This is a genomic window from Bradyrhizobium sp. P5_C12, assembly GCF_054049735.1.
Genome location: NZ_JBFULU010000055.1, coordinates 1 through 24,875 on the forward strand (window position 1 = coordinate 1; position 24,875 = coordinate 24,875).

General features: G+C 65.1%; 26 protein-coding genes. 7 read left to right on the forward strand and 19 right to left on the reverse strand.

What is annotated here, in order from left to right; genetic code table 11:
• Nucleotides 1–64: 64 nt before the first annotated feature.
• From ACXJMY_RS32310 to ACXJMY_RS32350, 9 genes are all read right to left on the reverse strand, one after another.
• The gene (locus tag ACXJMY_RS32310; protein WP_456623394.1) at nt 65–1,237 is read right to left on the reverse strand and encodes a phosphoserine transaminase; all 1,173 of its coding nucleotides are present in this window, start codon (nt 1,235–1,237) and stop codon (nt 65–67) included.
• Between the two features lie 79 nt (nt 1,238–1,316).
• Complete coding sequence (locus ACXJMY_RS32315; protein ID WP_456623395.1) at nt 1,317–1,523, reverse strand: hypothetical protein; 207 nt, start codon at nt 1,521–1,523, stop codon at nt 1,317–1,319.
• 158 nt (nt 1,524–1,681) lie between these two features.
• The gene (locus ACXJMY_RS32320; protein WP_456623396.1) at nt 1,682–2,146 is read right to left on the reverse strand and encodes a GNAT family N-acetyltransferase; all 465 of its coding nucleotides are present in this window, start codon (nt 2,144–2,146) and stop codon (nt 1,682–1,684) included.
• Nucleotides 2,147–2,162: 16 nt separating this feature from the next.
• Nucleotides 2,163–2,753, reverse strand: a complete 591-nt coding sequence (locus tag ACXJMY_RS32325) for a glutathione S-transferase family protein (RefSeq protein ID WP_456623397.1) — start codon at nt 2,751–2,753, stop codon at nt 2,163–2,165.
• Nucleotides 2,754–2,821: 68 nt separating this feature from the next.
• Nucleotides 2,822–3,646, reverse strand: coding sequence for an outer membrane protein (locus ACXJMY_RS32330; protein WP_456623398.1), 825 nt, complete (start codon nt 3,644–3,646; stop codon nt 2,822–2,824).
• A 169-nt stretch (nt 3,647–3,815) separates the two neighbouring features.
• Nucleotides 3,816–4,646 carry an outer membrane protein gene (locus ACXJMY_RS32335; protein WP_456623399.1) on the reverse strand — a complete coding sequence of 277 codons (831 nt, stop codon included), beginning with the start codon at nt 4,644–4,646 and terminating at the stop codon, nt 3,816–3,818.
• A gap of 228 nt (nt 4,647–4,874) precedes the next feature.
• Nucleotides 4,875–6,128, reverse strand: coding sequence for an MFS transporter (locus tag ACXJMY_RS32340; RefSeq protein ID WP_456623400.1), 1,254 nt, complete (start codon nt 6,126–6,128; stop codon nt 4,875–4,877).
• 322 nt (nt 6,129–6,450) lie between these two features.
• Complete coding sequence (gene glmM / locus ACXJMY_RS32345) at nt 6,451–7,794, reverse strand: phosphoglucosamine mutase (RefSeq protein ID WP_456623401.1); 1,344 nt, start codon at nt 7,792–7,794, stop codon at nt 6,451–6,453.
• 221 nt (nt 7,795–8,015) lie between these two features.
• Nucleotides 8,016–8,183, reverse strand: coding sequence for a hypothetical protein (locus ACXJMY_RS32350; protein ID WP_456623402.1), 168 nt, complete (start codon nt 8,181–8,183; stop codon nt 8,016–8,018).
• Between the two features lie 104 nt (nt 8,184–8,287).
• Between ACXJMY_RS32350 and ACXJMY_RS32355 the strand changes: the two genes are divergently transcribed.
• Complete coding sequence (locus ACXJMY_RS32355; RefSeq protein ID WP_456623403.1) at nt 8,288–9,424, forward strand: alpha-hydroxy acid oxidase; 1,137 nt, start codon at nt 8,288–8,290, stop codon at nt 9,422–9,424.
• 270 nt (nt 9,425–9,694) lie between these two features.
• On the opposite strand, the gene ACXJMY_RS32360 is transcribed toward ACXJMY_RS32355, so the two are convergent.
• The 8 genes from ACXJMY_RS32360 to ACXJMY_RS32395 all read right to left on the reverse strand — a co-directional run bounded on the left by ACXJMY_RS32360 (nt 9,695) and on the right by ACXJMY_RS32395 (nt 18,636).
• Nucleotides 9,695–10,315 (reverse strand): hypothetical protein, encoded by a 621-nt coding sequence (locus ACXJMY_RS32360; protein ID WP_456623404.1) that lies wholly within the window; start codon nt 10,313–10,315, stop codon nt 9,695–9,697.
• 14 nt (nt 10,316–10,329) lie between these two features.
• Complete coding sequence (locus tag ACXJMY_RS32365; protein WP_456623405.1) at nt 10,330–10,956, reverse strand: hypothetical protein; 627 nt, start codon at nt 10,954–10,956, stop codon at nt 10,330–10,332.
• Nucleotides 10,957–11,023: 67 nt separating this feature from the next.
• Nucleotides 11,024–11,863 carry a shikimate dehydrogenase gene (locus ACXJMY_RS32370; protein ID WP_456623406.1) on the reverse strand — a complete coding sequence of 280 codons (840 nt, stop codon included), beginning with the start codon at nt 11,861–11,863 and terminating at the stop codon, nt 11,024–11,026.
• Between the two features lie 249 nt (nt 11,864–12,112).
• Entirely contained in the window at nt 12,113–13,873 is a 1,761-nt protein-coding gene (locus ACXJMY_RS32375) for a SulP family inorganic anion transporter (RefSeq protein WP_456623407.1), read from the reverse strand.
• A 110-nt stretch (nt 13,874–13,983) separates the two neighbouring features.
• Nucleotides 13,984–14,256 carry a helix-turn-helix domain-containing protein gene (locus ACXJMY_RS32380; RefSeq protein ID WP_456623408.1) on the reverse strand — a complete coding sequence of 91 codons (273 nt, stop codon included), beginning with the start codon at nt 14,254–14,256 and terminating at the stop codon, nt 13,984–13,986.
• A gap of 320 nt (nt 14,257–14,576) precedes the next feature.
• On the reverse strand, nt 14,577–16,625 hold the full coding sequence (locus ACXJMY_RS32385) for an elongation factor G (RefSeq protein WP_456623409.1): 2,049 nt from the start codon (nt 16,623–16,625) through the stop codon (nt 14,577–14,579).
• 156 nt (nt 16,626–16,781) lie between these two features.
• Entirely contained in the window at nt 16,782–17,264 is a 483-nt protein-coding gene (locus ACXJMY_RS32390) for a DUF992 domain-containing protein (protein ID WP_456623410.1), read from the reverse strand.
• 169 nt (nt 17,265–17,433) lie between these two features.
• Nucleotides 17,434–18,636, reverse strand: coding sequence for a pyridoxal phosphate-dependent aminotransferase (locus ACXJMY_RS32395; protein ID WP_456623411.1), 1,203 nt, complete (start codon nt 18,634–18,636; stop codon nt 17,434–17,436).
• 620 nt (nt 18,637–19,256) lie between these two features.
• On the opposite strand from ACXJMY_RS32395, the gene ACXJMY_RS32400 reads away from it, so the two are divergent.
• From ACXJMY_RS32400 to ACXJMY_RS32425, 6 genes are all read left to right on the forward strand, one after another.
• Nucleotides 19,257–19,907, forward strand: coding sequence for a glutathione S-transferase family protein (locus ACXJMY_RS32400; RefSeq protein ID WP_456623412.1), 651 nt, complete (start codon nt 19,257–19,259; stop codon nt 19,905–19,907).
• A gap of 155 nt (nt 19,908–20,062) precedes the next feature.
• Nucleotides 20,063–20,239, forward strand: a complete 177-nt coding sequence (locus tag ACXJMY_RS32405; RefSeq protein ID WP_456623413.1) for a hypothetical protein — start codon at nt 20,063–20,065, stop codon at nt 20,237–20,239.
• Between the two features lie 85 nt (nt 20,240–20,324).
• Nucleotides 20,325–20,471 (forward strand): hypothetical protein, encoded by a 147-nt coding sequence (locus ACXJMY_RS32410; RefSeq protein WP_456623438.1) that lies wholly within the window; start codon nt 20,325–20,327, stop codon nt 20,469–20,471.
• A gap of 127 nt (nt 20,472–20,598) precedes the next feature.
• On the forward strand, nt 20,599–21,411 hold the full coding sequence (locus ACXJMY_RS32415) for a PAS domain-containing protein (protein ID WP_456623414.1): 813 nt from the start codon (nt 20,599–20,601) through the stop codon (nt 21,409–21,411).
• Nucleotides 21,412–21,810: 399 nt separating this feature from the next.
• The gene (locus ACXJMY_RS32420) at nt 21,811–22,266 is read left to right on the forward strand and encodes an N-acetyltransferase family protein (protein WP_456623415.1); all 456 of its coding nucleotides are present in this window, start codon (nt 21,811–21,813) and stop codon (nt 22,264–22,266) included.
• A 258-nt stretch (nt 22,267–22,524) separates the two neighbouring features.
• Entirely contained in the window at nt 22,525–23,466 is a 942-nt protein-coding gene (locus ACXJMY_RS32425; protein ID WP_456623416.1) for an aldo/keto reductase, read from the forward strand.
• A 68-nt stretch (nt 23,467–23,534) separates the two neighbouring features.
• On the opposite strand, the gene ACXJMY_RS32430 is transcribed toward ACXJMY_RS32425, so the two are convergent.
• Entirely contained in the window at nt 23,535–23,858 is a 324-nt protein-coding gene (locus tag ACXJMY_RS32430) for an antibiotic biosynthesis monooxygenase family protein (protein ID WP_456623417.1), read from the reverse strand.
• 351 nt (nt 23,859–24,209) lie between these two features.
• On the reverse strand, nt 24,210–24,581 hold the full coding sequence (locus tag ACXJMY_RS32435; protein WP_456623418.1) for an endonuclease domain-containing protein: 372 nt from the start codon (nt 24,579–24,581) through the stop codon (nt 24,210–24,212).
• Nucleotides 24,582–24,875 lie beyond the last annotated feature (294 nt).

Below are 24,875 nucleotides of genomic sequence, written 5' to 3' on the forward strand. Positions count from 1 at the left end.
CCCTCACCCGGATTGCTGCGCAATCCGACCTCTCCCCGTAAGAACGGGGAGAGGTGAAAAAAAGCTAAGCCGCCTTGGCGAGTTGCGCCTTGGTCTCGGCAAAGGCCCAGTCGATCCACTGGGTCAGGAGCTCGACGTCTCTCGCCTCGACGGTGGCGCCGCACCAGATGCGCAGGCCGGCCGGCGCATCGCGGTAGTACGCGAAGTCGTAGCCGGCGCCTTCCTTCTCGACCAGCGCGACCAGCTTCTTGGAGAACTCGGCTTGCGCATCCTCGGAGAGGGAGGTGATCGCGGGATCGGTGAACTTCAGGCACACCGACGTGTTGGAGCGGATCGAGGCGTCCTTGGCCAGGAAGTCGATCCACGGCGTCTTCGCCTTCCAGTCGGCGAGCGCCTTGGTGTTGGCGTCGGCGCGCGCGATCAGCGCCTTGAGGCCGCCGATCGACTTGGCCCAGTTCAGCGCGTCGAGATAATCCTCGACGCAGAGCATCGACGGCGTGTTGATGGTCTCGCCGACGAAGATGCCCTCGTTGATCTTGCCGCCCTTGGTCATGCGGAAGATTTTTGGCAGCGGCCAGGCCGGCTTGTAGGTTTCGAGCCGTTCGACGGCGCGCGGCGACAGGATCAGCATGCCGTGCGCGGCTTCGCCGCCCAGCGCCTTCTGCCAGGAGAAGGTGACGACGTCGAGCTTGGCCCAGTCGAGGGGTTGCGCGAACGCTGCCGAGGTGGCGTCGCAGATGGTCAGGCCTTCGCGGGTCGCGCTGATCCAGTCGGCGTTCGGCACGCGCACGCCGGAGGTGGTGCCGTTCCAGGTGAAGACGACGTCGCTCTTGGGATCGACCTTGGAGAGATCGGGGATCTCGCCGTAAGCCGCGTTGAGCTTGGTGACGTCCTTGAGCTTCAATTCCTTGACGATGTCGCTGACCCAGCCCTCGCCGAAGGATTCCCAGGCGAGCGTGGTGACGGGCCGTGCGCCGAGCAGCGACCACAGCGCCATCTCGACCGCGCCGGTATCGGAGGCCGGAACGATGCCGATGCGGTAATCGGAGGGCACTTCAAGCACTTCGCGCGTCAGATCGATCGCGAGCTTGAGCTTGGTCTTGCCGACCTTCGCGCGATGCGAGCGGCCGAGGGCTGCGTCCTTGAGATTTTGGGCGTTCCAGCCGGGGCGCTTGGCGCAGGGGCCGGAGGAGAAATGCGGCACGGTCGGCCGCGAAGCGGGCTTCGCTACAGTCATAGTCTACCCTTCCAGATAGTAAGCCTCCCGTTGGGGGGAGGTGTCCCGCCGCGGCTGATACGGGAAACGGGAAGAGTCGTCAAGAAAGTTCAGGAGCCTCACGGGGGAGTGATGGTTCGTCCGGGGCGATATCAGGGGATTCAACCACGGCGAGCGCGTTCAGCAAGTCCGTGGCATCGCTGATCAATTGCGCCGCACGGCGGCGGCTGCCGACCTTCAAAATGCACTTGTCGTTGGCCTGCACAACGTAGTCGTTGCCGACCTTGATCATCGAATAGCTTGTCATCGAAATCCCCGAACCGACCGAGCCCGGTTTCAGACGCAGGCGTAGCACCGTTCGTTCCCGGCTCCACGTGAACGACGGCTGGGTAGTTTACCGGCTCTTAAGATGAACGAATGCGCGATCCGAATTTGCTGACCGCGCAACGGTCGCGCCGGGCTGCCTCAAAAGCGGACAGTCATGCCGACGTGACTCGCTGCGAATCCAAGCCGCTTGTAGAAGCGCTGCGCATCGACGCGGCTCGCATGCGTCAGCAGTTCGACCAGATTGCAGCCGCGCGCTTTCGCTTCCGCGACCGCCCATTGCACCAATTGTTCGCCGATGCCGCGGCTGCGACAATCGGAAGCAACGCGGACGTCCTCGAGCAGACCGCGGGAGCCGCCTTGCGAGCTGATGCCCGGCAGGATCGCCAGTTGCAGGCAACCCACCACCCTGCCCTCGCTCTCGGCGACCACGAGCTGGAGATTGGAATCGCGCTCGATCCGCTCGAACGCTTCGCCATAGGAGGCAGGCAGCGGTTCCTCCACCCGTTCGCGCGCGCGCCCGAGATGATCGTCGGCGAGCATTGCGACGATCGCGGCGACGTCGTCACGGCGCGCGCGACGGATCGAGACGGATTGGTCGTTCATGCTGGAAACTCCGGACTCAACGCGCAGGCGGCAGGCCGAGAAAGGCCTCGGCCTCGCCGATCCAGCGGCGGACGGCGGCAAAGCGGGCGAGATCGAAGCCGCCTTCATGTGCGACACGCGTATAGGCGAGCAGCGAGACGTCGGCGAGCGACATCACGTCGCCGGCGAGGAAGCGGCTTTGCGCAAGATGCTGCTCCATGCGGTCGAGCGCCGCATAGCCGCGCTTGACCTTCTCCGGATCGAGCTCGGAGGCGTCCTTGCCGAGATAGACCAGCTGGAAGCGGCACACGGCGATATAGGGCTCGTGGCTGTACTGCTCCCAGAACAGCCATTCGTCCATCTTGGCCGCAGCAAAAGCGTCGCGTGGGATCAGCGCGCTGTCGCGGGCGAGGTAGCGGATGATGGCATTGGACTGCGCCAGCGTGCGGCCGTCATCGAGCTCGACGGTCGGGACCTGGCCGGCGCCGTTCATCTTCAGGAATTGCGGGGTGCGCGTCTCGCCCTTGCGGGTGTCGATCTCGATCCAATGGTAGGGCAGCGCGAGCTTGTCGCAAACCCACTTCACCTTGAGACAATTGCCGGAATTGCTGTCGCCGTAGATCTGCATCGCTGCCGCCCCGCTTCGGGCGACAGAGCATCAGGATGACGCAATCCTGTCAACCGGCGGTTCGCGCGTCAGAACTTGTAGCCGAGGCCGGCGCGGACGGTGTTGATGTTGGTGTCGACCGCGGAGGTGAAGCGGATATATTCCCACTCGGCGCGCATGAAGAGACCGCCGGCCAGGTTGACGTCAACGCCGAGACCCGCGGTATAGCCGTAGATCATGTGATTGTGCACGGTATCCGTCGCGCTCAACGGCTGCAGGGTCGTGAATGGCCCGGTGATCGTGGTGCTGACCGCATCCTCGACGAGAACGTTGCGCGAGATGTCGGCCTTGCCGAGCGCGAAACCGCCAAACATGTAAGGCAGGAAGCAGCCCCAGGCATAGGCCGCACGGCCGCGGAAAGTCGCCATATCCGAGATTGAGATTTTCGCCGACGACGTCACCCTGACGTCGTGGAAGAAGCCGTCGGTCAGCGCGCTGCCGCTGACAAGCTCCTTGGACGCCTGTGACGCGCCACCGAATGAGCCGTGGAGATAGCTCACCTCGAGGCCGAGGACGACGTCCTCCCACTGGCTGTTATATCCGAAGAAGGCACCGTATCCGCTCGACCGGGTTGACTGTCCGCCGAGGCCGAGATTCCAGTTCGCAACATCCATTTGCTGGATGACGTTGTGGTCGAGCAGCGTGGACAGCATCGTCGTGTTGCTGCCGCTGAAATGTTCGTCGGAGGCGCCGTAGCCGCCCTGGCCGCCGACATAGAAGCCTTGCCAATTGACGTTGGACCGGCTCAGCCCGTCGGTGAAGCTGCCGCGCAGGATGGGCAGGTCCGGCAGATCGGCCGCGTGCGCGGCAGATACCGTCCCCAACATCGCCGCCGCCAACATCAGCCTACGCATTGCAACGCTCCATCGAACTCGAACTCTCTGTCGTGATCATGGCTCGTTAACCTTAACCAATGGTTGCGCCGGACGCTTTCGTCGCCATCGCGCCATGAAAAATACGCAAAGCAAAACGGCGCGGGATGATCCCGCGCCGTTAAGAGAGTTTAAGAAATGAGACCGGCGATCAGCCCTTGGTGACCAGCGGCGGCGGCGCGTAGACCGGCGGGCTGTTGAGATCCCAGCGCACGCCGAGCTTGATGTCGTGCGAGGTGAGCTCCTTGATCTTGATCGAGGTCGGACCCGAGGCACTGTTGTCGAACAGGCGGAAGTTGCCGGGCGCCGCGTCCCCGAGGTTCATGTAGCTGTAGGCCAGTTCGACGGTGAACCCGGGATTGACCTTGTAGGCGAGACCGGCGTGGGCGGCCCAGGCGAAGTTCCACTTTCCGTTGTCGGCGAAGTAGGCGACGCTGTTGTTGAGCGCCGGGCTGTAGGACACGCCGTCGTCGCGGAAGCCGCTGATCTTGTTGTACGAGCCGCCGACACCAGCGCCGATGAACGGCGTGATGCACCACCAGGTGCCGAGATCGACATAGGCGTTTGCCATGACGACCCACTCGGACTTGCTGCCGGTGTAATTGTTGACGCCGACGAAGCCGGGTCCAACGACGTTGTCGCTGCCGTGCAGATTGGCCTTGCCCCGGTACTGGCCGATCACGTCCGCACGAAACCAGTTGTTGAAGCGATAGCCGACACCGAGGTCGAACAGCGGGGACGAGTCGAAGCCCAGTCCCTCCGTCGTCTTCGTAAACCCGGGCGCTACGGCGCCCTCGATGCTCTTGGCGCGCTGGTTGGTCATTCCGATGTCGCCGCGGAGATACCAGCCGCCGAAATCGGCGGGCGGAGCCGGCGGCGCGTACATGGGGGGCGGCGCCGCGATCGGCATGTCGGCGGCGAACGCCATCGACGAGATCAGGGTTGCCGCACCCGCGGCAAGGAGAGACTTAACGCTACGCATTGGCTTCGTCCTTTTGGCCGGTGAGGCAAATACACAGGCCTCACGTTCTGGAAACTCACGGCCCGGACGATGCCAGCAAATGTTTAAGCGCCACTTAACCCTAATTTTTAAGGTTGATTTTTTCTGACTGTACACGCGCATGCGGCGCGAGCGTTGCAAAATTGCGGCACCCGCGCGGCTGCAATCGCTAACAATCCATGAACGTGCGGTGCGGGGAGAGAGAATGCGTTAACGGGTGTGCCGCGGCAGCTTGGGCAGGAACACGGCGAGCAGGCCGATCGCCGGCAGGTAGGCGCAGACCTGGTAGACGAACTCGATCGAGGTGTGGTCGGCGAGCTTGCCGAGCACGGCGGCGCCCAGGCCCCCGATGCCGAAGGCGACACCGAAGAACACGCCGGAGATCATGCCGAAGCGGTGCGGCACCAGTTCCTGCGCGAACACGATGATCGACGAGGTCGTCGAGGAGATGATCAGGCCGATGATCACCGACAGCACCGCGCTGCCGGCGAGCCCGGCATAGGGCAGCGCCAGCGTGAACGGCAGCGCGCCCAGGATCGAGATCCAGATCACGATCTTGCGGCCGAAGCGATCGCCCAGCGGTCCGCCGAGAAACGCGCCGACCGCGTTCGCCGCGAGGAAGATGAAGAGATACATCTGGGCGGCCTGGGTCGACACGCCGAAGCGGTCGATCAGGTAGAAGATGTAGTAGCTCGACAGGCTCGACACGTAGAGCTGTTTCGAGAACAGCAGCGCCACCAGCACGGCAAGCGCAACCGCGACGCGGCGCGAGCTCGGCCCGCCCGGCTGGGTGTGGACCGGCGCAACTTTCCTGGCCGTGATCTGCGGCGCATACCAGCGGCCGATGCGCCAGAGGATGACAATCGCGAGGAACGCGATCGAGGAGAACCAGGCGATGCTGCCCTGCCCGAACGGCACCACGATCAGCGCGGCGAGCACCGGCCCCATCGAGGTGCCGAAGCTGCCCCCGAGCTGGAACACCGACTGCGCAAAACCGTAGCGGCCGCCGGAGGCGAGCCGCGCGATGCGCGCGGATTCGGGATGAAACACCGCGGAGCCGAGGCCGACCAATGCGGCCGCGACGAGGATGACGAGATATTGGTGCGCGGCGCTGAGCAGCAGCAGGCCGAAGAAGGTCGAGGCCATGCCGATCGCCAGCGAGAAGGGCTGCGCCTTCTTGTCGGTGTAGTGCCCGACCACCGGCTGGAGCAGCGAGGCCGTGAACTGGAAGGCCAGCGTGATCATGCCGATCTGCGCGAAGTCGAGCGCGTAGGTGTCCTTCAGGATCGGATACACCGAGGCGATCAGCGACTGCATGGTGTCGTTGAGGAAGTGCGAGAAGCTGATGCCGGCGAGCACGACATAGGCCGGCCCGGCGGCGGCCTTGGCGGCGGCAGGCGCGACGTCGCTCACCACGACGGGCTCGGTCAGCGTTTCCGCAGGTACGACGACAGGCTTGTTCAATGGAGCATCCCGGCGCGGCGAACCGCCGCATCGGCTAGTTACGACGCAAGCGGCGCTGGAACCACCGCCAATCGTCGATGGCTGGGATGCGCGGGTGTCCCCCGCTCTCTCGCTCCCTCTCCCCGTCCTTCACGGGGAGAGGGTGGGGTGAGGGGCTGTCTCCGCACGTCCGCTCCGAAAGAGACGAGAGATTGCGTGCGCCTCGCTTGCGCGCCGGATGGACATTCAGTTGTGGCGACAGCGTGCCACGCCCCTCACCCGGATCGCATCGCGATGCGATCCGACCTCTCCCCGCGGAAGAGCGGGGAGAGGTTGAGCAAGATCAAGCCGCCGCCTGGCCCAGCGCGGAGACGATGGTGTCGACGACGTCCTCGACCAGGACGCGATCCTCGCCCTCGCCCATGACGCGGATCACGGGCTCGGTGCCGGACGAGCGGATCAAGAGCCGGCCGTGGCCGTTGAGACGCTGCTCGCCGTCGGAGATCGCCGACTTGACGTCGGAATCATCGAGCGGCTTGCCACCCTTGTGGCGGACGTTCTTCAGGATCTGCGGCAGCGGATCGAAGCGGTGGCAAACCTCCGACACCGGCCGGCGCGACTTCTGCACCACGGCCAGCACCTGCAAGGCGGCAACGAAACCGTCGCCGGTGGTGGCGTAGTCGGACAGGATGATGTGGCCGGATTGCTCGCCGCCGAGATTGTAGCCGCCGCTCAGCATCTGCTCGAGCACGTAGCGGTCGCCGACCGGCGTGCGCACGAGGTCGAGCCCCTGCGCTTTCAGGAAACGCTCGAGCCCGAGATTGGACATCACGGTCGCCACGATACCCGGCCGCGACAGCCGTCCGTCTTCCTTCCAGCTCTGCGCGATCACCGCGAGCAACTGGTCGCCGTCGACCAGATGGCCGCGCTCGTCGACCAGGATGACGCGATCGGCGTCGCCGTCGAGCGCAATGCCGATGTCGGCGCGCATCTCGCGCACCTTCTTGGCCAGCGCTTCCGGCGAGGTCGAGCCGCATTCCTTGTTGATGTTGAAGCCGTCCGGGTCCACGCCGATCGGCACCACGTCGGCGCCGAGCTCCCACAGCGCCTCCGGCACCACCTTGTAGGCGGCGCCGTTGGCGCAATCGACCACGACGCGCAGGCCGTCGAGCGACAGATCGCGCGGCAGCGTGCGCTTGGCGAATTCGATGTAGCGGTCGTGCACGCCGTCGATGCGGCGGGCGCGCCCCAGGCTCGCGCTCTGCGCCAGCCGCTTGTCCAGCGATTCGTCGAGCAGCAGCTCGATCTGCTTCTCGACGTCGTCGGACAGCTTGAAGCCCTGCGGGCCGAACAGCTTGATGCCGTTGTCCTCGAACAGATTGTGCGAGGCCGAGATCATCACGCCGAGATCGGCGCGCATCGACTTGGTCAGCATCGCGACCGCCGGCGTCGGCATCGGGCCGACCAGCAGCACGTCCATGCCGACGGAGGTGAAGCCCGCGACCATGGCATATTCGATCATGTAGCCGGACAGCCGGGTGTCCTTGCCGATCACGACCCGGTGGCGGTGGTCACCGCGCTGAAACGCAAGGCCTGCGGCCTGGCCGACCTTGAGCGCGAGCTCCGGCGTGATTAGTCCGTTGGCACGGCCCCGGATCCCGTCAGTCCCGAAATATTTGCGGCTCATATCGTCCCCCACGCAACAACCAGGAATCCCCTCTGCAACCACTGGGTGCCCGAACGGGCCCCGCATCCCTGATTTGCTGAGGTCTTATAAGGCCATTGGGGCTAACTTGGCTTCAAAAAATATGATGAATCGTTACGGAACCGGAGCCGACATGGCCCCGGTAACGTATTGTTAACACTATATTTCATGCCGGCCAAGCGGGACGACTCGGAACCCGCCTGCTAGTCGGTGCGCTTGACGTGGCCGTCCTGGCGGCTCGGCGCCGGCTGGGTGACATTGACGGGATCCGAGCCCGGGAAGGTCTCTTCCAGCCCCTCTTCCAGCGCTTCTTCGAGCTTGCGCTTCTCCTTGATCTCCTCCGGCGTCGGCTTGCTGTGCGGCCTGGTCATGACGCCCTCTCCACAAACGATTTCGCAAACGATTTGGCTGTGCATCCAACCATGCTAGATGACCCCTAAATCTTCCGATGCAAGCCGGGGCGCGGGGAACGGTCATGAAGTATATCACCTGTATCGACGATCTTCGTGCGCTGCATCAGCGCCGCGTGCCGAAGGCCTTTTTCGACTATTGCGACCGCGGCTCCTATGCCGAGGAAACGCTGCGCGCCAACCGCGACGACATGCAGGCGATCAAGTTTCGCCAGCGCATCCTGGTCGACGTCTCCAGCCGCGACACCTCGACCACGATTCTCGGCGAGCCCTCGACCATGCCGCTGGTGCTCGCGCCGGTGGGACTGCTGGGCATGCAGCATGGCGACGGCGAGATCCACGCCTGCCGCGCCGCGCAAGCCGCCGGCATCCCGTTCACGCAGTCGACGATGTCGATCTGCTCGATCGAGGACATCGCCGCCAATGTCGAGAAGCCGTTCTGGTTTCAGCTCTACGTCATGAAGGACCGCGGCTTCATCAAGGCGCTGATCGAGCGCGCGATCGCGGCAAAATGCTCGGCGCTGGTGCTGACCGTCGACCTCCAGGTGATCGGGCAGCGCCACCAGGACATCAAGAACGGCATGACGGTGCCGCCGGAATGGTCGCTGTCGAAGCTGATCGATTTCGCCACCAAGCCGGCCTGGGTGTCGGGCGTGCTGCAGGGCAAGCGCCGCACCTTCGGCAATCTCGCCGGGCACCTCAAGGTCAGCGACGACATCACGTCGCTGTCGACCTGGATCAACTCGCAGTTCGACACCTCGCTGAACTGGAAGGACGTCGACTGGGTCCGCAGCATCTGGCCGGGCAAGCTGATCATCAAGGGCATCCTCGACGTCGAGGACGCCGAGCTCGCCGCCAAGACCGGCGCGCAGGCGATCGTGGTCTCCAACCATGGCGGCCGGCAGCTCGACGGCGCGCCGTCCACGATCGAGGTGCTGCCCGAGATCGTCGACACCATTGGCTCGCAGATGGAGATCATGTTCGACGGCGGCATCCGCTCCGGCCAGGACGTGATGCGCGCGCTCGCGCTCGGCGCGAAGTCCTGCATGATCGGCCGCGCCTACGCCTATGGCCTGGGTGCCGGCGGCCAGGCCGGCGTCGCCAAGGCGATCGACATCATCCAGAAGGAGCTGCTCACGACCATGGGCCTGTGCGGCGTCAACAAGATCGCCGAGATCGACGATCACATCATTGCGGTGTGAGCTGTTGAGGCGCGGAGAACGCGCCTCAATCACCATCGTCGTCCCGGACAAGCGCAGTGCCGTAGGGTGGGCAAAGCGAAGCGTGCCCACCAACTTCGTGAAATGCAGGGAAGTGATGGGCACGGCGCGTTGCGCCTTTGCCCACCCTACAAGTTTTAGTTCGTCGTTCCGGGATGGTCCAAAGGACCAGACCTCAGGTGCGCAGTTGCGCACCGGGGAACCTCGAGATTCCGGGTTCGCGCTTCGCGCGCCCCAGAACGACACTTCGTGTCACATCGGCGGCGTAATCCCGTCCCTGCCGACATTGACGCGGTTGGCTTCGAGCGAGCCGTCGTCCATCTTCGCCGCGCCGAAGATGATCAGCTTGGCGCCCGGCTTGATCTCCGACCTGTCGCTGGCGACGAAGGTGACGATCGGCGTGTCCGGCGGCACCACCACTTTCTTCTCGCCGTCCTTGTACTTGACCAGAATGTTCTGGCCGTCGGTGCCCTTCACCGTCTGCGCCACGGTCGCGTTGGTCATGGTCGAGTTGGCGCGGGCATCCCAGGGCCGGAAGCCTTCGGCCGCGCCGCGCTGGTTCTCGGGGAAGATGTGCACCGCGATCGCCTTCTGAGTGCCGTCGGGCTCGGGCATGCCGGTGACGCCGATGTAAGAGCCGTCCTTGATCTCCGACAGCGAGGTTTTGACCACGGCGAAGACGGCGACGTTGTCGGTCATGCGCACCTTCACGTCGCTGCCCTCGCGCGTCTTGATGCCGAGCATGTTGCCGTCGACGCTTTCGATGGTGCCGCGGATGCGGACCGTCGGCGCCTGCTGCGCCGAGGCGGAGACGATCGAGACGACGGCAAACGCCGCCACGAGCACGCGTGGAATCCAGGTCAATTTCGACATGTTTGGATCCTCCGTCACATCGGCGGCGTCAGGCCGTCGAGGCCGACACTGACGCGGTTGGTTTCGAACGAGCCGTCCGGCAGCTGCTTCATGAAGGCGACGACTTTTGCGCCGGCCTTCAGCTCGGATTTGTCGCCGGGCACGAAGGTCACGACCGGCGTGTTGTCGGCGACGAACACCTTCTTCTCACCGTCCTTGTACTTCACCAGCAGCGTATGGCCGTCATTGCCGACCACGCTCTCCGACACCGTGGCGTTGGTCATGGTGGAGTTCGGCTTGAGGTCATAGGGCCGCGAGCCCTCGCCGGTGCCGCGCATGCTCTCCGGAAACACGTGCACCTCGACCGCGTTCTGGCCGCCGTCCGGACCCGGCACCGTGGTGGCGCCGACGAAGGAGCCGACCTTGATATCGGCGAGTGAAATCTTGGTAACGCCCGACACGTTCACGTCAGGGGCGATGTGAAGCTTGACGTCCTCGCCGCTGCGCGACTTGACCTGCAGGGTGTCGCCATTGACGCTCTCGATCGTGCCGCGTACGCGCGTCGGCACCGGCGCCTTCTGCGCGACGGCTGAGAGGGTGGAAGCGGCCACCATCGCGACGGCGATCAGCGGACGCGTAAAAGTTGCACGTTGAACAGGCATGACGGTCTCCGGATTGTCCCCACGGGGATAGAACTCCGGAGGTGGGGTGCTATTCGCCGTTATTCTTTCAAGTCTTTGTGAGATCGACCTCGACCAGCGCACGCAGCTCCGCCGTGACTTCGGGCCTTTGGCCGAACCACAGCTCGAAGCCGCGTACCGCCTGATGCAAGAGCATGCCGAGCCCGTCGGCGGTCTTCAGGCCGCGCGCCTTCGCAGCCGCCAGCAGCGGCGTGACAAGGGGGACATAGACGAGATCGGCGACGACGGAAGCTTCGGGCAGGCGCGCCACGTCAACATCGAGCGAGGGCTGGCCGTGCATCCCGAGCGACGTCGTGTTCACGAGAAGTTTTGTCCGCGGCAGGACGTCGTTGATCCCGTCCCACGTAACAGGCCGCACCTTCGGCCCGAACTCTCCTGCGAGCACCTCTGCCCTTGCCATGGTACGGTTGGCGAGATGGACGCGGCCGATTCCGCGTTCGAGCAGGCCGAACACGACCGCGCGCGACGACCCGCCCGCCCCCAGCACCAGCGCCTCGTCGGCGCTGTCCCAGCCCGGCGCGCTGGCATCGAGATTGTTGATGAAACCCTCGACGTCGGTGTTGGTCGAGCGCAGTTCACCATCGGCAAACCACAGCGTGTTGGCTGCACCCACGGCCGTTGCGCGCGCATCGGGCGTCGACAGCGCCAGCACGCCCTCCTTGTGCGGGATGGTGACGTTGGCGCCGACGAAGCCGCGCAGCGACAGCCGCAGCACGAAGTCGCGCAGATCGTCGGGCGGCACCGCCTCGATGACATAGCCGCCCTCGATGCCGAGCGTGCGCAGCCAGTAATGATGGATCAACGGCGAGCGCGAATGCGCCGCCGGCCATCCGATCAGACAGGCTGCGGGAGCCTTGGTCACGGTCATCCTTCCCTAAAGGAGTGTTGGAGGCGATCCATTTCGCGTCCGACCGGCTCTGTCAAGCGCGCGAGCGCCGCATCGCCGCGGCCACGACCGCCGCCAGCGCCAGCGCCGCCCCGGCGGCAAACCAGATCGCGGCGAGGTTGATCCAGGCATCTTGCTGAGGAGGCACCCCCACCCCAGCCCTCCCCCGCAAGCGGGAGAAGGGGCGCACCTCACCTGGTGGCGACAACGAAGCTTAATTCCATCGCGCCGCTAGCTTGCCGCGGCGTCATCGGCCGCGGGCGGCGCCGTCCCTGTCGCGCCCTTGATGTCGGCGACCGCGCGCGCGATGGTCTCGCGATAACGCGCGCGCGACCGCGTGACGCCATGGGTCAATAGCGCGCGGCGGACCGCGGGCGATGCCCCCGTGATGAACAGCCTGATGCCCTGGCGATGTGCCTTTGCGGCGACGCGTCCCAGCACGTTCGCCGCCGTCGAGTCCAGGAACGGGACCGCGGCAAAATCCACCACGAAAGCCTTGCGCTTGTCGGCGATTTCGTCGAGCACGCCTCCGATTGCGGAGGCGGCACCGAAGAAAAACGCGCCCGTGATGCGATAGACCAGCACGTCGCGATCGACCGCGAGGCCGGGATCGTAGGGCACGCGCTCGCCATTCCCGTCATCGGGGCGATCGGCCGCCACCAGCGGCGACCGCTCCTCGATGCCGGTCATCTCCGCCATGCGATGGATGAACAGCACCGCGCCGAGCGCGAAGCCGACCAAAATGCCTTCGGTCAGATCGCGGAAGATCGTGAGCAGGAAGGTGGCGAGCAGCACGACGGCATCACCCCAGGAGGAGCGCAACAGCGTCGCGAATTCCTGCTTCTCCGCCATGGTCCAGGCGACCACGACGAGCACGGCGGCGAGCGCGGCCAGCGGGATGTAGCTTGCCAGCGGCGCCGCGATCAGCATGAACAGCAGCAGGAAGACCGAATGCAGCATGCCGGCGAGCGGCCCGCGGGCGCCGGCGCGGATGTTGGTGGCGGTGCGCGCGATCAGGCCGGTGACGCAGATGCCGCCGAACAGCGCCGAGCCGACATTGGCCGCGCCTTGCGCCACCAGCTCGCAATTGGAGCGGTGGCGGCGTCCGGTCATGCCGTCGGCCACCACCGCCGACAGCAGCGATTCGATCGCGGCCAGCAGCGCGAACGCGATCGCGTCGGGCAGCACCGCTTTCGCCTTCTCCAGCGAAAACGCGGGCAGTGCCGGCGACGGCAATTCGCGCGGGATACCGCCGAAGCGCGATCCGATGGTTTCGACCGGCAGCGACAACACCGCACACACGATCGCCGCGAATACGACCGCGATCAGGATGCCGGGCCAGGACGGCCGCCAGATCCGCAAGGCAGCGATGATGGCAATGCTGACGATTGCGACCGCGACCGCGGACGGATTGATCGTGTGCAGGCCTCCGGCCAGCGCGACGAGCTTTGGCACGAATTCGCTGGGCTCCTTCGCGACAAGCGTGATCCCGCCGAGATCGCGGAGCTGGCTTGCGAAGATGATCACGGCGATGCCGGCGGTGAAGCCGACCGTCACCGGATAGGGGATGAACTTGATGTAGGTGCCGACGCGCAGGAAGCCGGCGGCGATCAGGAACAGCCCCGCCATCAGGGTGGCGAGGATGACGCCGTCGACGCCGTGACGCTCAGTGGTCGCCGCAACCAGCACAATGAAGGCGCCGGCTGGTCCGCCGATCTGGAACCGGCTGCCGCCGAGCAGCGAGGCGATGAAGCCGCCGACCACCGCTGTGTAGAGGCCGCGGTCCGGTGTCACGCCCGAGGCGATCGCGATCGCCATCGACAGCGGCAGCGCGACGATCGCAACGGTGAGGCCCGCGAACACATCGGCGCGGAAATCCGCCAGCCCATAGCCCTCGCGCCACACGGTGACGAGCTTTGGCAGATAGAGTTCGGTAAAGGTCGGTCGACGAAGCTCGTGCAGCTTGCCTGCGGGTTCGCCTGTGATGCTCATGTCAGCAAAGTGCTCCGCTGCCCCACAACGCTCCGATGCATCGTGCGGCCGCGGTCCCGGGCGCGACGGTGCGTTAGCTCAGCCCGCTTGCGAGCATGATCCTCGCGCGATCACGCTCCGATCCGACGCGGCGGCCCGGGCTCCCTCAGGCGAACGCCACGTCCTCCGCTGTCGCTGCGTGCCTGCTCGCCGATCAGCTCGACGCCGGCCCGATCAAAGGCTTCGACCACCTTCATCAAGGTCTCGACCACGCCGCGAACGTTGCCGGTGCTCGCCTCCATCCGCTGGATGGTCGGCAGAGATACGCCGGCAAGTTCGGCCAGGGTTTTCTGGTCAATGCCGAGCAGCGCGCGGGCCGCCCGCATCTGGAACGACGTGATCACCTTGGCCTCACGTATCAGAGCTTATAAATGATATCTGGCGCATGTACAATGATGTAAAATACATCATTGAGAGGCCAATGCAAGGGGCTGCCCGTCAGTCTCCTCCGTCATTGCGAGGAGCTCTTGCGACGAAGCAATCCAGACCGTCTCCGCAGAGACAGTCTGGATTGCTTCGCTACGCTCGCAATGACGGAGAGGAGGAGACTGCGTGAGTCCGGCTTTCGCCGTGCTCGCGGAGACGGCCCCTCACCCCACCCTCTCCCCGTAAGAACGGGGAGAGGGAGTGAGAGAGCGGTGCCTCCCTTACCGCGCGAACTACATCACGCCGCGTGCTGATGGGCGGCGATGATCTGGTCGGCGGCGCGCCCGGTCACTTCGGCCATGTGGTCGAACTGACGGGTGAAGCTGCCGCTGCCGGCCGTGGCCGAGCGCAGCTCGACGATGAGTTCGCCGATCTCCGCTTCCGGCATCATGGCGCGGACGCAGTCCCAGCCAGTCCAGCCGTCACGGGTGTCGAAGCCGAGGATCTGCCCGCGCCGCGCCGACAGGATCGCGTTGATCTTGGCGGTGGCATCGGTCGGGCAGACGATCTCGACCACATGGATCGGCTCCAGCAGCACCGGCTGGCATTGCGGCAGGCCTTCGTTGAGCCCGACCCGCGCCGCCGTGCGGAAGGCGAGGTCGGACGAGTCGACACTGTGATAGGAGCCGTCGGTCAGCGTCACCTGCAGATCGGTGACGGGGAAACCGAGCGGACCGCGCGTCAATCCGTCGACGACGCCCTCCTCCACCGCGCCGATGTAGTTGCGCGGCACCGCGCCGCCCACCACCTTCTCGGCGAACTTGAAGCCGTCGCCGCGCGGCAGCGGCCTGATGTCGAGCACGACATCGCCGAACTGGCCGTGACCGCCGGACTGCTTCTTGTGGCGGCCGCGCTGGGTGATCGGCTTGCGGATGGTCTCCTGATAGCCGATCGCGGGCGGATGCGACGTGACCTTGACGCCGAAGCGGTCGCGCAGCCGCTCGCTGGCCACGCGCAGATGCATCTCGCCCTGTCCCCACAACACGGTGTCGTGGGTCCGCGCGTTCTGCACCATCATCAGCGATGGATCTTCCTCGTGCAGGCGCGCCAGCGCCTGGCCGAGCTTGACGTCGTCCTTGCGGTCGGGGGCCGCGATCGAGATCGCGAGCACCGGCGGCGTCGGTTCCGGGGCGGCGAGTGCGGCCGGCTGGGTCTTGCCGCTCGAGACGGTGTCGCCGGTCCTGATCGGGTCGAGCTTGCCGAGCGCCACGGTGTCGCCAGCGTCCGCCGCGGCACGCTTGGTGTCGTAGGCGCCGTTGACGGCGAGGATGCCGGAGACGCGACTGGTTCCGCCGGAGGATGACTGCAGCGTCGCACCGTCATCGAGATGACCGGCAAGCAGCCGCGTCAGCGACAGCTTGCCGCCGTGCTGCGAATGCAGCGTCTTGAAGACGAAGCCGAGCGCGTCCTTGCCGTCCGGCACACCGAGGCGTTTTGCGGTCTCGGCAATGCCGGGAGCCTCGTGACGCAGCGCCTTCATCAGACGCAGCACGCCGTTCTCGCGCGCGGCCGCGCCCAGCAGCACGGGGCAGATCTGGCCTTCGCGCAATTCGCGGGCGAGGTCGTCGAACACGGCATCGCGCGGCGGCTGGATGTCTTCGAGCAACTGCTCCATCAGCGCGTCGTCGTGGTCGGCGAGCTTCTCCAGCATCGAGAAGCGGGCCTCCTTCTCGCGATCGAGATTGCCGCCTTCGAGCGCGACCACCTCGGAGGCCTTGTGCTCGCGATAGATGAAGGCGCGCTCCAGCGCGAGATCGACGAAGCCTTCGATCAGCTCGCCGTTCCAGATCGGGATCTGGCGCAGCACCAGCGGCACGCGCGAGGCCGGCTGAAGCGTAGCGAGCGTCTCGCGGATGCGCTTGCTGGCGCGATCGATCTTGTTGAGGAACAGGAAACGCGGGATCTTCAGTTCCTCCAGCTCGCGCAGGATGATCTGAAGCTGCGGCAGCTTCCTCTCGTCCGCCTCGCAAACCACCACCGCGGCATCGACCGCGGGCAACGCGGCGCGCATGTCGTGGGCGAATTCGACGGAACCGGGACAATCGAGGAAGGTGTAGCTGTCGCCCATGAAACTCGTGGTGGCGGCAGTGAGCCCGACGGTCATCTTGTGATGGCGGGCTTCTGGCGTGGCGTCGCCGATGGAGGTTCCGGCGTCGACGCTGCCGGCGCGCGGGATTGCGCCCGTTCGCGCCATGATTGCTTCAAGAAGTGTGGTTTTACCGCTTTGGAAAGGGCCCACCAGTGCAATGCACCGTGGACCTCGGGGACTTCTGACGTCTTGTCCCATTCGCCGCCTCCTTCATCTGGAGCTCGGCCCATGATTGGGTCGGCAGCGATGGATGCTCTGCCGGTCCTCCTCGTTTGGCAAGCGCGAAACGTCGCTGCGCTGCGACGTTGCCGTGATCGCGCCGATCAAGCGGCGCGATCCTCACGCACGAAATTGTTAACGGCCCGGACGGAGTTCCAGGCTCTCCAGGCCCGCGGCGACATTGAGGCCGACCTGGCCCTGCACGCTGAGCGGCTGGAGCGCGATCGAATTGTTGGAGCCGCCGACCAGCACGTTGCCGCCAAGGCCGACACCGATCGACGCACTGCCCTGCGCGCCGGCATAGGTGCCCGAGAGATCGCCGGGGCCGAGCCGGTCGACCGGCGCGAACACGCCCCAGGCCAGCGTCGTCTCCTGGGTGATGCCGATGTCGAGACCGACTTTGCGGATGGTCGCAACATAGCGATCCTCCGGCAAGCCATCGGCGCGCAGCACGCAGCCGAGATTGGTCACCGATCCCACGATGAAGCCAACGCTGGCACCGCCGCGGCATTCGAGCACGCCGACCCGGACCATCCGCTGCTGCTGAGCGCTGCCGCCCACGACGGAGGCAACCAGGCTGGCGGCGGCGAGCCCGACGACGATGAACGAACGGCGCATGAAATATCTCCGGCTATGTGTGATGCGAGCAGAGAGAGCACCCCACCCGTGTTGCGCGATGGTCTATGCCACAAGAGCCATGGTGGTGCCAGATCGCGTGCGACGATAAGCGTGCAAACAAAAAAAGGCCCGCCTCTGGCGGGCCTTTTCGCAGTCCGTCGCGACAGCCTTAGCGCAGATTGCCGCAGAAGCGCTGGATGCGCTTGCAGGCGTCTTCGAGATCCGAGGTCTTGGTCGCATAGGAGATGCGGAAGGCCGGGCCGAGGCCGAAGGCCGAACCCTGCACCACGGCGACGCCTTCGCTTTCCAGCAGCTCGGTGACGAACTCCTCGTCATTGCTGATCACCTTGCCCGACGGCGCGGTCTTGCCGATCGTGCCGGCGCAGGACGGGTAGACGTAGAACGCACCCTCCGGACGCGGGCACTCGATGCCCTTGGCCTGGTTGAGCATGGAGACGACGAGGTCGCGGCGCTCCTTGAACACCTTGTTGTTGGCGGGGATGAAGTCCTGCGGACCGTTCAGCGCCTCAACCGCCGCCCACTGCGCGATCGAGCTCGGGTTCGAGGTCGACTGCGACTGGATCGTCGCCATCGCCTTGATGAGCTGCGCCGGGCCGCCGGCATAGCCGATGCGCCAGCCGGTCATGCAATAGGCCTTGGAGACGCCGTTCACGGTCAGCGTGCGGTCATAGAGTTTCGGCTCGACCTGCGCGACGGTGGTGAACTGGAAGTCGTCATAGACGAGGTGCTCGTACATGTCGTCGGTCATGACCCAGACATGCGGATGCCTGACCAGCACGTCGGTGAGCGCCTTCAGTTCGCTCCTGGTGTAGGCCGCACCGGTCGGGTTCGACGGCGAGCACAGGATCACCCATTTGGTCTTCGGCGTGATCGCGCGCTCGAGCGCCTCGGCCTGGAGCTTGAAGCCGGCCGCGGCGGTGCAGACCACCGGCACCGGCTCGCCGCCGGCGAGCGCCACCATCTCGGGATAGCTGACCCAATAGGGCGCCGGGATGATCACCTCGTCGCCCGGATTGATGGTCGCCATCAGCGCGTTGTAGAGCACCTGCTTGCCGCCGGTGCCGACGATGATCTGGTTCGGCTTGTAGACGACGCCGTTCTCGCGCTGAAACTTCCCGATGATCGCTTCCTTCAGCTCGGGAATACCGTCGACCGCGGTGTACTTGGTCTTGCCGGCTTCGATGGCGTGGATCGCCGCCAGCTTGATGTTGGCGGGCGTGTCGAAGTCCGGCTCGCCGGCACCCAGGCCAATGACGTTGCGGCCCGCCGCTTTCAGCGCGCGTGCTTTATCCGTGACCGCGATGGTCGCGGACGGCTTCACACGGTCGAGCGCAGCAGCAAGGAAGGACATCATCATCTCCTGGCGAGCGTCGTGAACCCTTGAGGCCTTCACGACTCTGATTGTGGGAATGAGGCACCCTAAAACGTGCGCCGCTGCATCGCAAGAAACTTCGGCCCGATCCCGAAAAAGTTTACGAATCCGGGCGTTTCGAGGCGCGATTCCGCGCAATATTCCGCAACTTTGCCGGCGGAAGCGCTCATATCCGGCAAGGCCTGTCCTCGGAGCAATTTTGCGTGTTGGCCGTCCTGAAATCAGACCGTCGTCATGCCCGGGCATAGCCGTCCGAAGGACGGCGTCGCTTTCGCTCGCCTATGTCCTGGGCATCCACGTTCTTTGGGCCGCGTGGCGAGGCGTGGATGGCCGGGACAAGCCCGGCCATGACGATGTGGAAACATGGTGCCCTGAACCGATCGTCCCTCTCGCGGAGCAACGCGCTGGCACGTTGACGCAAGCGTGATCTGATTTGCATCGTCGTGTGGAAATGATCTTCCGCGGCGCTGCAGTGCGGTAGGGTTTTCGAGTTTTTCTATGGCGCGGGCCTTGCGGCGGATTCGCAACGGCATCATTGTTTAGCCGCGTTGCGGGGCAACAAGCTCCGCCCTTCCCGTTCTCGGAATCGATCCTCAGGAATGTACAAGCTCTATTCGATGCAGCGCTCGGGCAACAGCTACAAGGTCCGCCTTGCGCTTGCGCTCTTGAACCTACCCTACCAGGCGATCGAGGTCGACATTCTGCGCGGCGAGAGTCGCACGCCGGACTTCCTGGCGAAGAACCCATCCGGCCAGGTGCCGCTGCTCGAGGTCGGCGAGGACCGCCACCTCGCGGAGTCCAACGCCATCCTCTGGTATGTCGCCGTCGGCACGCCGCTGGCGCCGGAGAACCGCATCGACCGCGCCGAGGCGCTGCAATGGATGTTCTTCGAGCAGCACGCGCTCGAGCCGAACATCGGCGCGGCCTATTTCTGGCTGTCGCTGGTCAGGGGCGGCCGCGACCTCCAGGTCCATGCGCTGGAGGACTGGATGGAGCGCGGCTATGGCGCGCTCCAGGTGATGGAAAATCACCTCAAGACCAACGCGTATTTTGCCGCGCGCCAGCTCACGGTCGCCGACATCGCGCTCTACGGCTACACCCACCTCGCCGACCGCTGCGACTTCGACCTCTCGACCTTCCCGGCGATCCGGGACTGGCTGAAGCGCGTCGAAGCGGCGCCCGGATACGTGGCGATGGATTGGCGGCCGGCCGACGTCGACGACCCCGCCAGCATCGCCGCGGGCGCCTGACCGGCAACGCTGCCCTGGTGAATAGCGGGCATAGCACCGGGCTTTGCCGCAATCCCGCCATTTTCGTTGCTGCAGCCGCCGCAATATTGCCGGTTGAAACTGGGAAATTGTGGAACGTCGCGGGTGATTCGCTCGCACGTTGAAGGATTTAGACCATGATTCGGGCGTCCGGCACGGCAGGCTTTCACGGCCGACCCGCCACCGTCGCGTCTTCCCGGTTGACCAGCGCGGTGGCGGCATCGCTCGCCGTCGCGGCGCTGTCGCTGTGCCTGATCGTCACCCTCACGGTGCTGTCGACCAAGGCGACCATGGCGATGGGCCTGCCGGTCTGATCCCCGTTTCATCCTCGACCAGCCTTCAAGGCGCCGCGTGGCTCGCGCCGACCGGCATCGCGACAGGACGTCGATGAAATCACCTGTGGTAGTCGTTGCAATCACCCTGACTGCGGCCATCCTGGTCGCGGCATCGCTGTTGATTTTCACCGGCATGCGCAAGAGCTCGGGGACGTCGACGCTGAACGCGCCTGCGCTGCAGCAACGCCTCAGGCACGCGCATTTGGTCTAAAATCATCCGAAAGCTTTGCGCGCCTGCGCAAGCTCCCCTTAAGCCCACCACACGAAATCGCATTGCGCTGGCGCAACCATGGGTCAGTCTGAGGGCCTTACTCGTTCGGGAGGAGCGAGACAGGCCCATGCGGTTGGGATGGCGTGCGATCTCCGGTCCGGCGCTGACGGCAGCGATTGCGCTGCTGGCGGTCATGCTCGGCCACCACGTATCCGTCCCCTCGCCCGCGCCGCTCTTCGTCTGCATCGTGGCCGTTGCAGGCTCGCTGTCGGGCTTCGCCTCCGCCATGGCCAGCGCGGCCGTCGCGATGATCGGCGCGGCGCTGTACGTCCTCAGCCATCGCATCGGGCCCGGCTACGCCGCGGCCGATCTGGTCCCGCTCGGGCTCCTGGCGATCACGGCCGCCGCCACCGCCGCCATCACCGGACTGATGCGCGAGCGCCTGCTCGCCGCGTTCGCCTCCGAGCGCCGCAATCATGCCACCGCCGCGCGGCTGTCGGCCGCGCTCGACCAGGTCGATATCGGCATCGTGCTGCTCGATGCCGAGACCCGCGCCGAATTCATCAACCGCGCGTTCCGCGATTACTTTGCGCTGCCGGACGAAGTCGCCGACGGCAAGCCGCCCTTCATCGCGCTGATGTATCACGGCCGCGACACCGGCGCGTTCGAGCTGCCCGAGGACGAGCTCGGCGCCTTCATCGCACAGCGCATGGAGATGGTCAGAACCGGCGATGCCACGCCGATCAACATCAACTTGCGCAATGGCGAGGTGCTGCGCTTCGTCTGCGCGGCGCTGCCCGACGGCGGACGCATGCTGAGCTATACGCCGGTCACCGATCTCGTGCGCCACACCGATGCGCCCTCGCGCGCCGACTACTACCGCTCGCTGCGCGATCCCACCGGCCGCAGGCTGATCCGGTATCTGCGCGTCGCGGAGTAGTGTCGCGGCACCGTGCGCTTACAATCCGAACCAACGCTCGCGGCAGCAGCCCCTCACCCCACCCTCTCAGCGCGAGCGAAGCTCGTCGCGTCCCCGTAAGAACGGGGCGAGGGAGTGACAGAGCGGTGCATCCCTCACATAAAAGGCCCGACTAAAACTTCTGCCGTTACTGCGAGCCCTAACCTCTCCCCGGTCTTCTGCGGGGAGAGGCATAGACCGCCTTCGGCGGTCGTCCCGAAGAACGCCGAAGTGAAACTTCGGCTATGTCGCGCCAGCGATCCGGGTGAGGGGCATGGCACTCCGTTGCCACAGCTGAATGTCCATCCGAGTCGTAAGACAATTGATCGGCACGCCCCTCATCACGTATGAAGCTCTCTTCATCGATCGCGGAATTTTCACATGTCACTCACCATTCGCACCGTCACCCGACAGGACTACGATCAATGGCTGCCGCTGTGGGACGGCTACAATGCGTTCTACGGCCGCTCGGGCCCGACCGCGCTCGCGCCCGAGATCACGCGCATGACGTGGCAGCGCTTCTTCGATGCCTACGAGCCGGTGCACGCGCTGGTCGCCGAGAGCGACGGCCGCCTGCTCGGGCTGACGCACTATTTGTTCCACCGCAGCACCACCGCGATCGAGCCGTCCTGCTATTTGCAGGACCTGTTCACGCTTCAAGCAGCGCGCGGCAAGGGCGTCGCCTCTGCGCTGATCCACGGCGTCTACGAGCGGGCGAAGCTCGCGGGATCGCCGCGGGTCTACTGGCAGACGCATGAAACCAACGTCACGGCGCAGAGCCTGTATGACAAGGTCGCGGAACGCTCCGGCTTCATCGTCTATCGCAAGATCTTCTGATCCCCGCGGACGCGGAGCCTGTGGATAACTCGGCCTGTCACCCGCGCGTAACACTCCGGGATTAAGTTGCAGCTGCGTCTGATCAGGCCCCCCGTCACCGATCAAGCGCCCCAAAGCGGTCCCCGTCAGTCGCCGCGTCTGACTGGGGCCGCATTTTTTTGCCCGCTTGTCGGCATGGCAGCAACGCGGGCGGCGCCTTGCTGCTGCGGCGCAGCGCGGTCACAATGCGCGGCTGCTTTTTGTTTGACAGGGTCTCCCATGGAAATTCGTAATCTCGGCGCCTCCGGCCTTCGCGTCTCTGCGGTCGGGCTCGGCTGCAACAATTTCGGCCAGCGCACGGATCTGGAGACGTCGCGCAAGGTCATCCATCGCGCGCTCGATCTCGGCATCACGCTGTTCGACACCGCCGACATCTACGCGGGCATGGGCGGCTCGGAGACGGTGCTCGGCACCGTGCTCGGCGACCGCCGCAAGGACATCGTGCTCGCCACCAAATATTCCAAGCCGATGGCGACCGACGGCACCAAGCAGGGCGCCTCGCGCCGCTACATCATGAACGCGGTCGAGGCCAGCCTGACGCGGCTCAAGACCGACTACATCGATCTCTACCAGCAGCATGATTACGACCCGCTGACGCCGATGGAAGAGACGCTGCGCGCGCTCGACGATCTCGTCCGCCAGGGCAAGGTGCGCTATATCGGCAATTCCAACTTCCCGGCCTGGCGCATCGCCGAGGCCGAGTTCACCGCGCGCGCGATGAATGTCAGCCGCTTCGTCTCGGCCCAGGACGAATACAGCCTCGTGGTGCGCGACATCGAGAAGGACCTGCTGCCGGCAGCAACGGAATACAAGCTCGGCCTGCTGCCGTTCTTTCCGCTCGCAAGCGGCCTGCTCACCGGCAAGTACCAGCGCGGCGCCACAGCGCCGGCCGACACGCGCTTTGCCAAGGCGCCGGCGCTGCGCGACCGCTACGTCACGCCGCGCAACGAGGACATGGTCGAGAAGCTCCAGGCCTTTGCCAAGGCGCGCGGCCATTCGATGCTGGAGCTCGCCTTCTCCTGGCTCGCCGCGCGCCCGCAGGTCTCGAGCGTGATCGCAGGCGCCACCCGCGTCGAGCAGGTCGAGGAGAACGTCAAGGCGATCAACTGGCAGCTCAGCGCGGATGATCTCGCCGAGATCGACAAGATCACCAAGGGCTAGAGCATGATCCGGAAAAGTGTGCAGCGGTTTTCCGAAAAGATCATGCTCAAACAATAACCGGCGCGGCGCTATTTCGCGCCGCGTCCCACCGTCTGCATCACCTCAAAGCCCTCGAACTGGGGATGGCCGAGATAGAGCGGCTTGTTGTCGCCGGCGCGCTGATGCGCGGCACGGAAAGCCTCCGACTTGGTCCACGCCTCGAACGCGGCATGGTTCGCCCACACCGTGTGCGAAGCATACAGCGTGTGGTCCTCGAGCTCGGGGCCCCTGAGCAGATGGAATTCGACGAAGCCCGGCACCTTGTCCAGATGCGTGTCGCGCGACAACCAGACCTGCTCGAAGGCAGCTTCAGAGCCCTTGGCGACGCGAAAGCGGTTCATGGCGATGTACATGGGCATGGTCTCCTGAAGTGAGGGAGGCACCGCCCTCTCACTCCCTGGCCCCGTTCTTACGGGGAGAGGGTGGGGTGAGGGGCCGCCTCCGCGAGTTCGGTTTGAATTGTAGTCGATGCGCGTGGTGCGCGCACGGTCGTTGTGCGAGTCGGATGGACCGCCATTTGAGCAACAGAGTGCCCTGCCCCTCACCCGGATCGCACCGGACGATGCTTCGCATCGCCGGGGCAATCCGACCTCTCCCCGCAAAGAGCGGGGAGAGGTTAAGACGCGCCGCACATACTTGGCGATCATTCGATTGGTTCTGCCCCTGTGAGGGACGCACCGCCCTCTCGCTCCCTCGCCCCGTTCTTACGGGGAGAGGGTGGGGTGAGGGGCCGCCTCCGCGAGTTCGGTCTGAATTACGGTGAGAACACCTTCGATATTCCCAAGGACGTCGTTGTTCCAGAAACGAAGCACCTTGTAACCCTTTTCCCCCAGGCGTTCATCACGAATAGCATCTGCAACGGATTCATTGTGCTGCCCGCCGTCGACTTCAATGACGATCCGCTTCTCGCGACACACGAAATCGCAGATGTAGCCGATGATCGGTTCCTGCCTGACGAACTTGTTGCCATCGATGCGTCGATTGCGGATTCGATTCCAGAGCACCGTCTCTGCATCTGTTTGATCCACGCGCAGTCGTCGTGCACGTCGGATGGACTTCTCATCGTGGCCACGCATTGCCTTGCCCCTCACCCGGATCGCTGCGCGATCCGACCTCTCCCCGCAGAAGGGCGGGGAGAGGTTAAGTGCATCTCGATAGGTCTTCCAACTAAACCCCGCTGTAAGGGACGCACCGCTCTCTCACTCCCTCGCCCCGTTCTTACGGGGAGAGGGTGGGGTGAGGGGCTGCCTCCGCGTACTCGGTTGAATTTTAGCTGGAAGGCGTCCGATCGCAATCGTCTTGCGAGTCGGAGGGATTTTGGTTGTGGCAACAGAGTGCCCTGCCCCTCACCCGGATCGCACCGGACGATG

Bases quoted from the DNA above. Each gene is read 5' to 3' on its own strand.
- ACXJMY_RS32310 (WP_456623394.1), bottom strand. From the start codon at position 1,237: ATGACTGTAGCGAAGCCCGCTTCGCGGCCGACCGTGCCGCATTTCTCC.
- ACXJMY_RS32315 (WP_456623395.1), bottom strand. From the start codon at position 1,523: ATGACAAGCTATTCGATGATCAAGGTCGGCAACGACTACGTTGTGCAG.
- ACXJMY_RS32320 (WP_456623396.1), bottom strand. From the start codon at position 2,146: ATGAACGACCAATCCGTCTCGATCCGTCGCGCGCGCCGTGACGACGTC.
- ACXJMY_RS32325 (WP_456623397.1), bottom strand. From the start codon at position 2,753: ATGCAGATCTACGGCGACAGCAATTCCGGCAATTGTCTCAAGGTGAAG.
- ACXJMY_RS32330 (WP_456623398.1), bottom strand. From the start codon at position 3,646: ATGCGTAGGCTGATGTTGGCGGCGGCGATGTTGGGGACGGTATCTGCC.
- ACXJMY_RS32335 (WP_456623399.1), bottom strand. From the start codon at position 4,646: ATGCGTAGCGTTAAGTCTCTCCTTGCCGCGGGTGCGGCAACCCTGATC.
- glmM (WP_456623401.1), bottom strand. From the start codon at position 7,794: ATGAGCCGCAAATATTTCGGGACTGACGGGATCCGGGGCCGTGCCAAC.
- ACXJMY_RS32350 (WP_456623402.1), bottom strand. From the start codon at position 8,183: ATGACCAGGCCGCACAGCAAGCCGACGCCGGAGGAGATCAAGGAGAAG.
- ACXJMY_RS32355 (WP_456623403.1), top strand. From the start codon at position 8,288: ATGAAGTATATCACCTGTATCGACGATCTTCGTGCGCTGCATCAGCGC.
- ACXJMY_RS32360 (WP_456623404.1), bottom strand. From the start codon at position 10,315: ATGTCGAAATTGACCTGGATTCCACGCGTGCTCGTGGCGGCGTTTGCC.
- ACXJMY_RS32365 (WP_456623405.1), bottom strand. From the start codon at position 10,956: ATGCCTGTTCAACGTGCAACTTTTACGCGTCCGCTGATCGCCGTCGCG.
- ACXJMY_RS32370 (WP_456623406.1), bottom strand. From the start codon at position 11,863: ATGACCGTGACCAAGGCTCCCGCAGCCTGTCTGATCGGATGGCCGGCG.
- ACXJMY_RS32375 (WP_456623407.1), bottom strand. From the start codon at position 13,873: ATGAGCATCACAGGCGAACCCGCAGGCAAGCTGCACGAGCTTCGTCGA.
- ACXJMY_RS32385 (WP_456623409.1), bottom strand. From the start codon at position 16,625: ATGGGACAAGACGTCAGAAGTCCCCGAGGTCCACGGTGCATTGCACTG.
- ACXJMY_RS32390 (WP_456623410.1), bottom strand. From the start codon at position 17,264: ATGCGCCGTTCGTTCATCGTCGTCGGGCTCGCCGCCGCCAGCCTGGTT.
- ACXJMY_RS32395 (WP_456623411.1), bottom strand. From the start codon at position 18,636: ATGTCCTTCCTTGCTGCTGCGCTCGACCGTGTGAAGCCGTCCGCGACC.
- ACXJMY_RS32400 (WP_456623412.1), top strand. From the start codon at position 19,257: ATGTACAAGCTCTATTCGATGCAGCGCTCGGGCAACAGCTACAAGGTC.
- ACXJMY_RS32405 (WP_456623413.1), top strand. From the start codon at position 20,063: ATGATTCGGGCGTCCGGCACGGCAGGCTTTCACGGCCGACCCGCCACC.
- ACXJMY_RS32415 (WP_456623414.1), top strand. From the start codon at position 20,599: ATGCGGTTGGGATGGCGTGCGATCTCCGGTCCGGCGCTGACGGCAGCG.
- ACXJMY_RS32420 (WP_456623415.1), top strand. From the start codon at position 21,811: ATGTCACTCACCATTCGCACCGTCACCCGACAGGACTACGATCAATGG.
- ACXJMY_RS32425 (WP_456623416.1), top strand. From the start codon at position 22,525: ATGGAAATTCGTAATCTCGGCGCCTCCGGCCTTCGCGTCTCTGCGGTC.
- ACXJMY_RS32430 (WP_456623417.1), bottom strand. From the start codon at position 23,858: ATGTACATCGCCATGAACCGCTTTCGCGTCGCCAAGGGCTCTGAAGCT.
- ACXJMY_RS32435 (WP_456623418.1), bottom strand. From the start codon at position 24,581: ATGCGTGGCCACGATGAGAAGTCCATCCGACGTGCACGACGACTGCGC.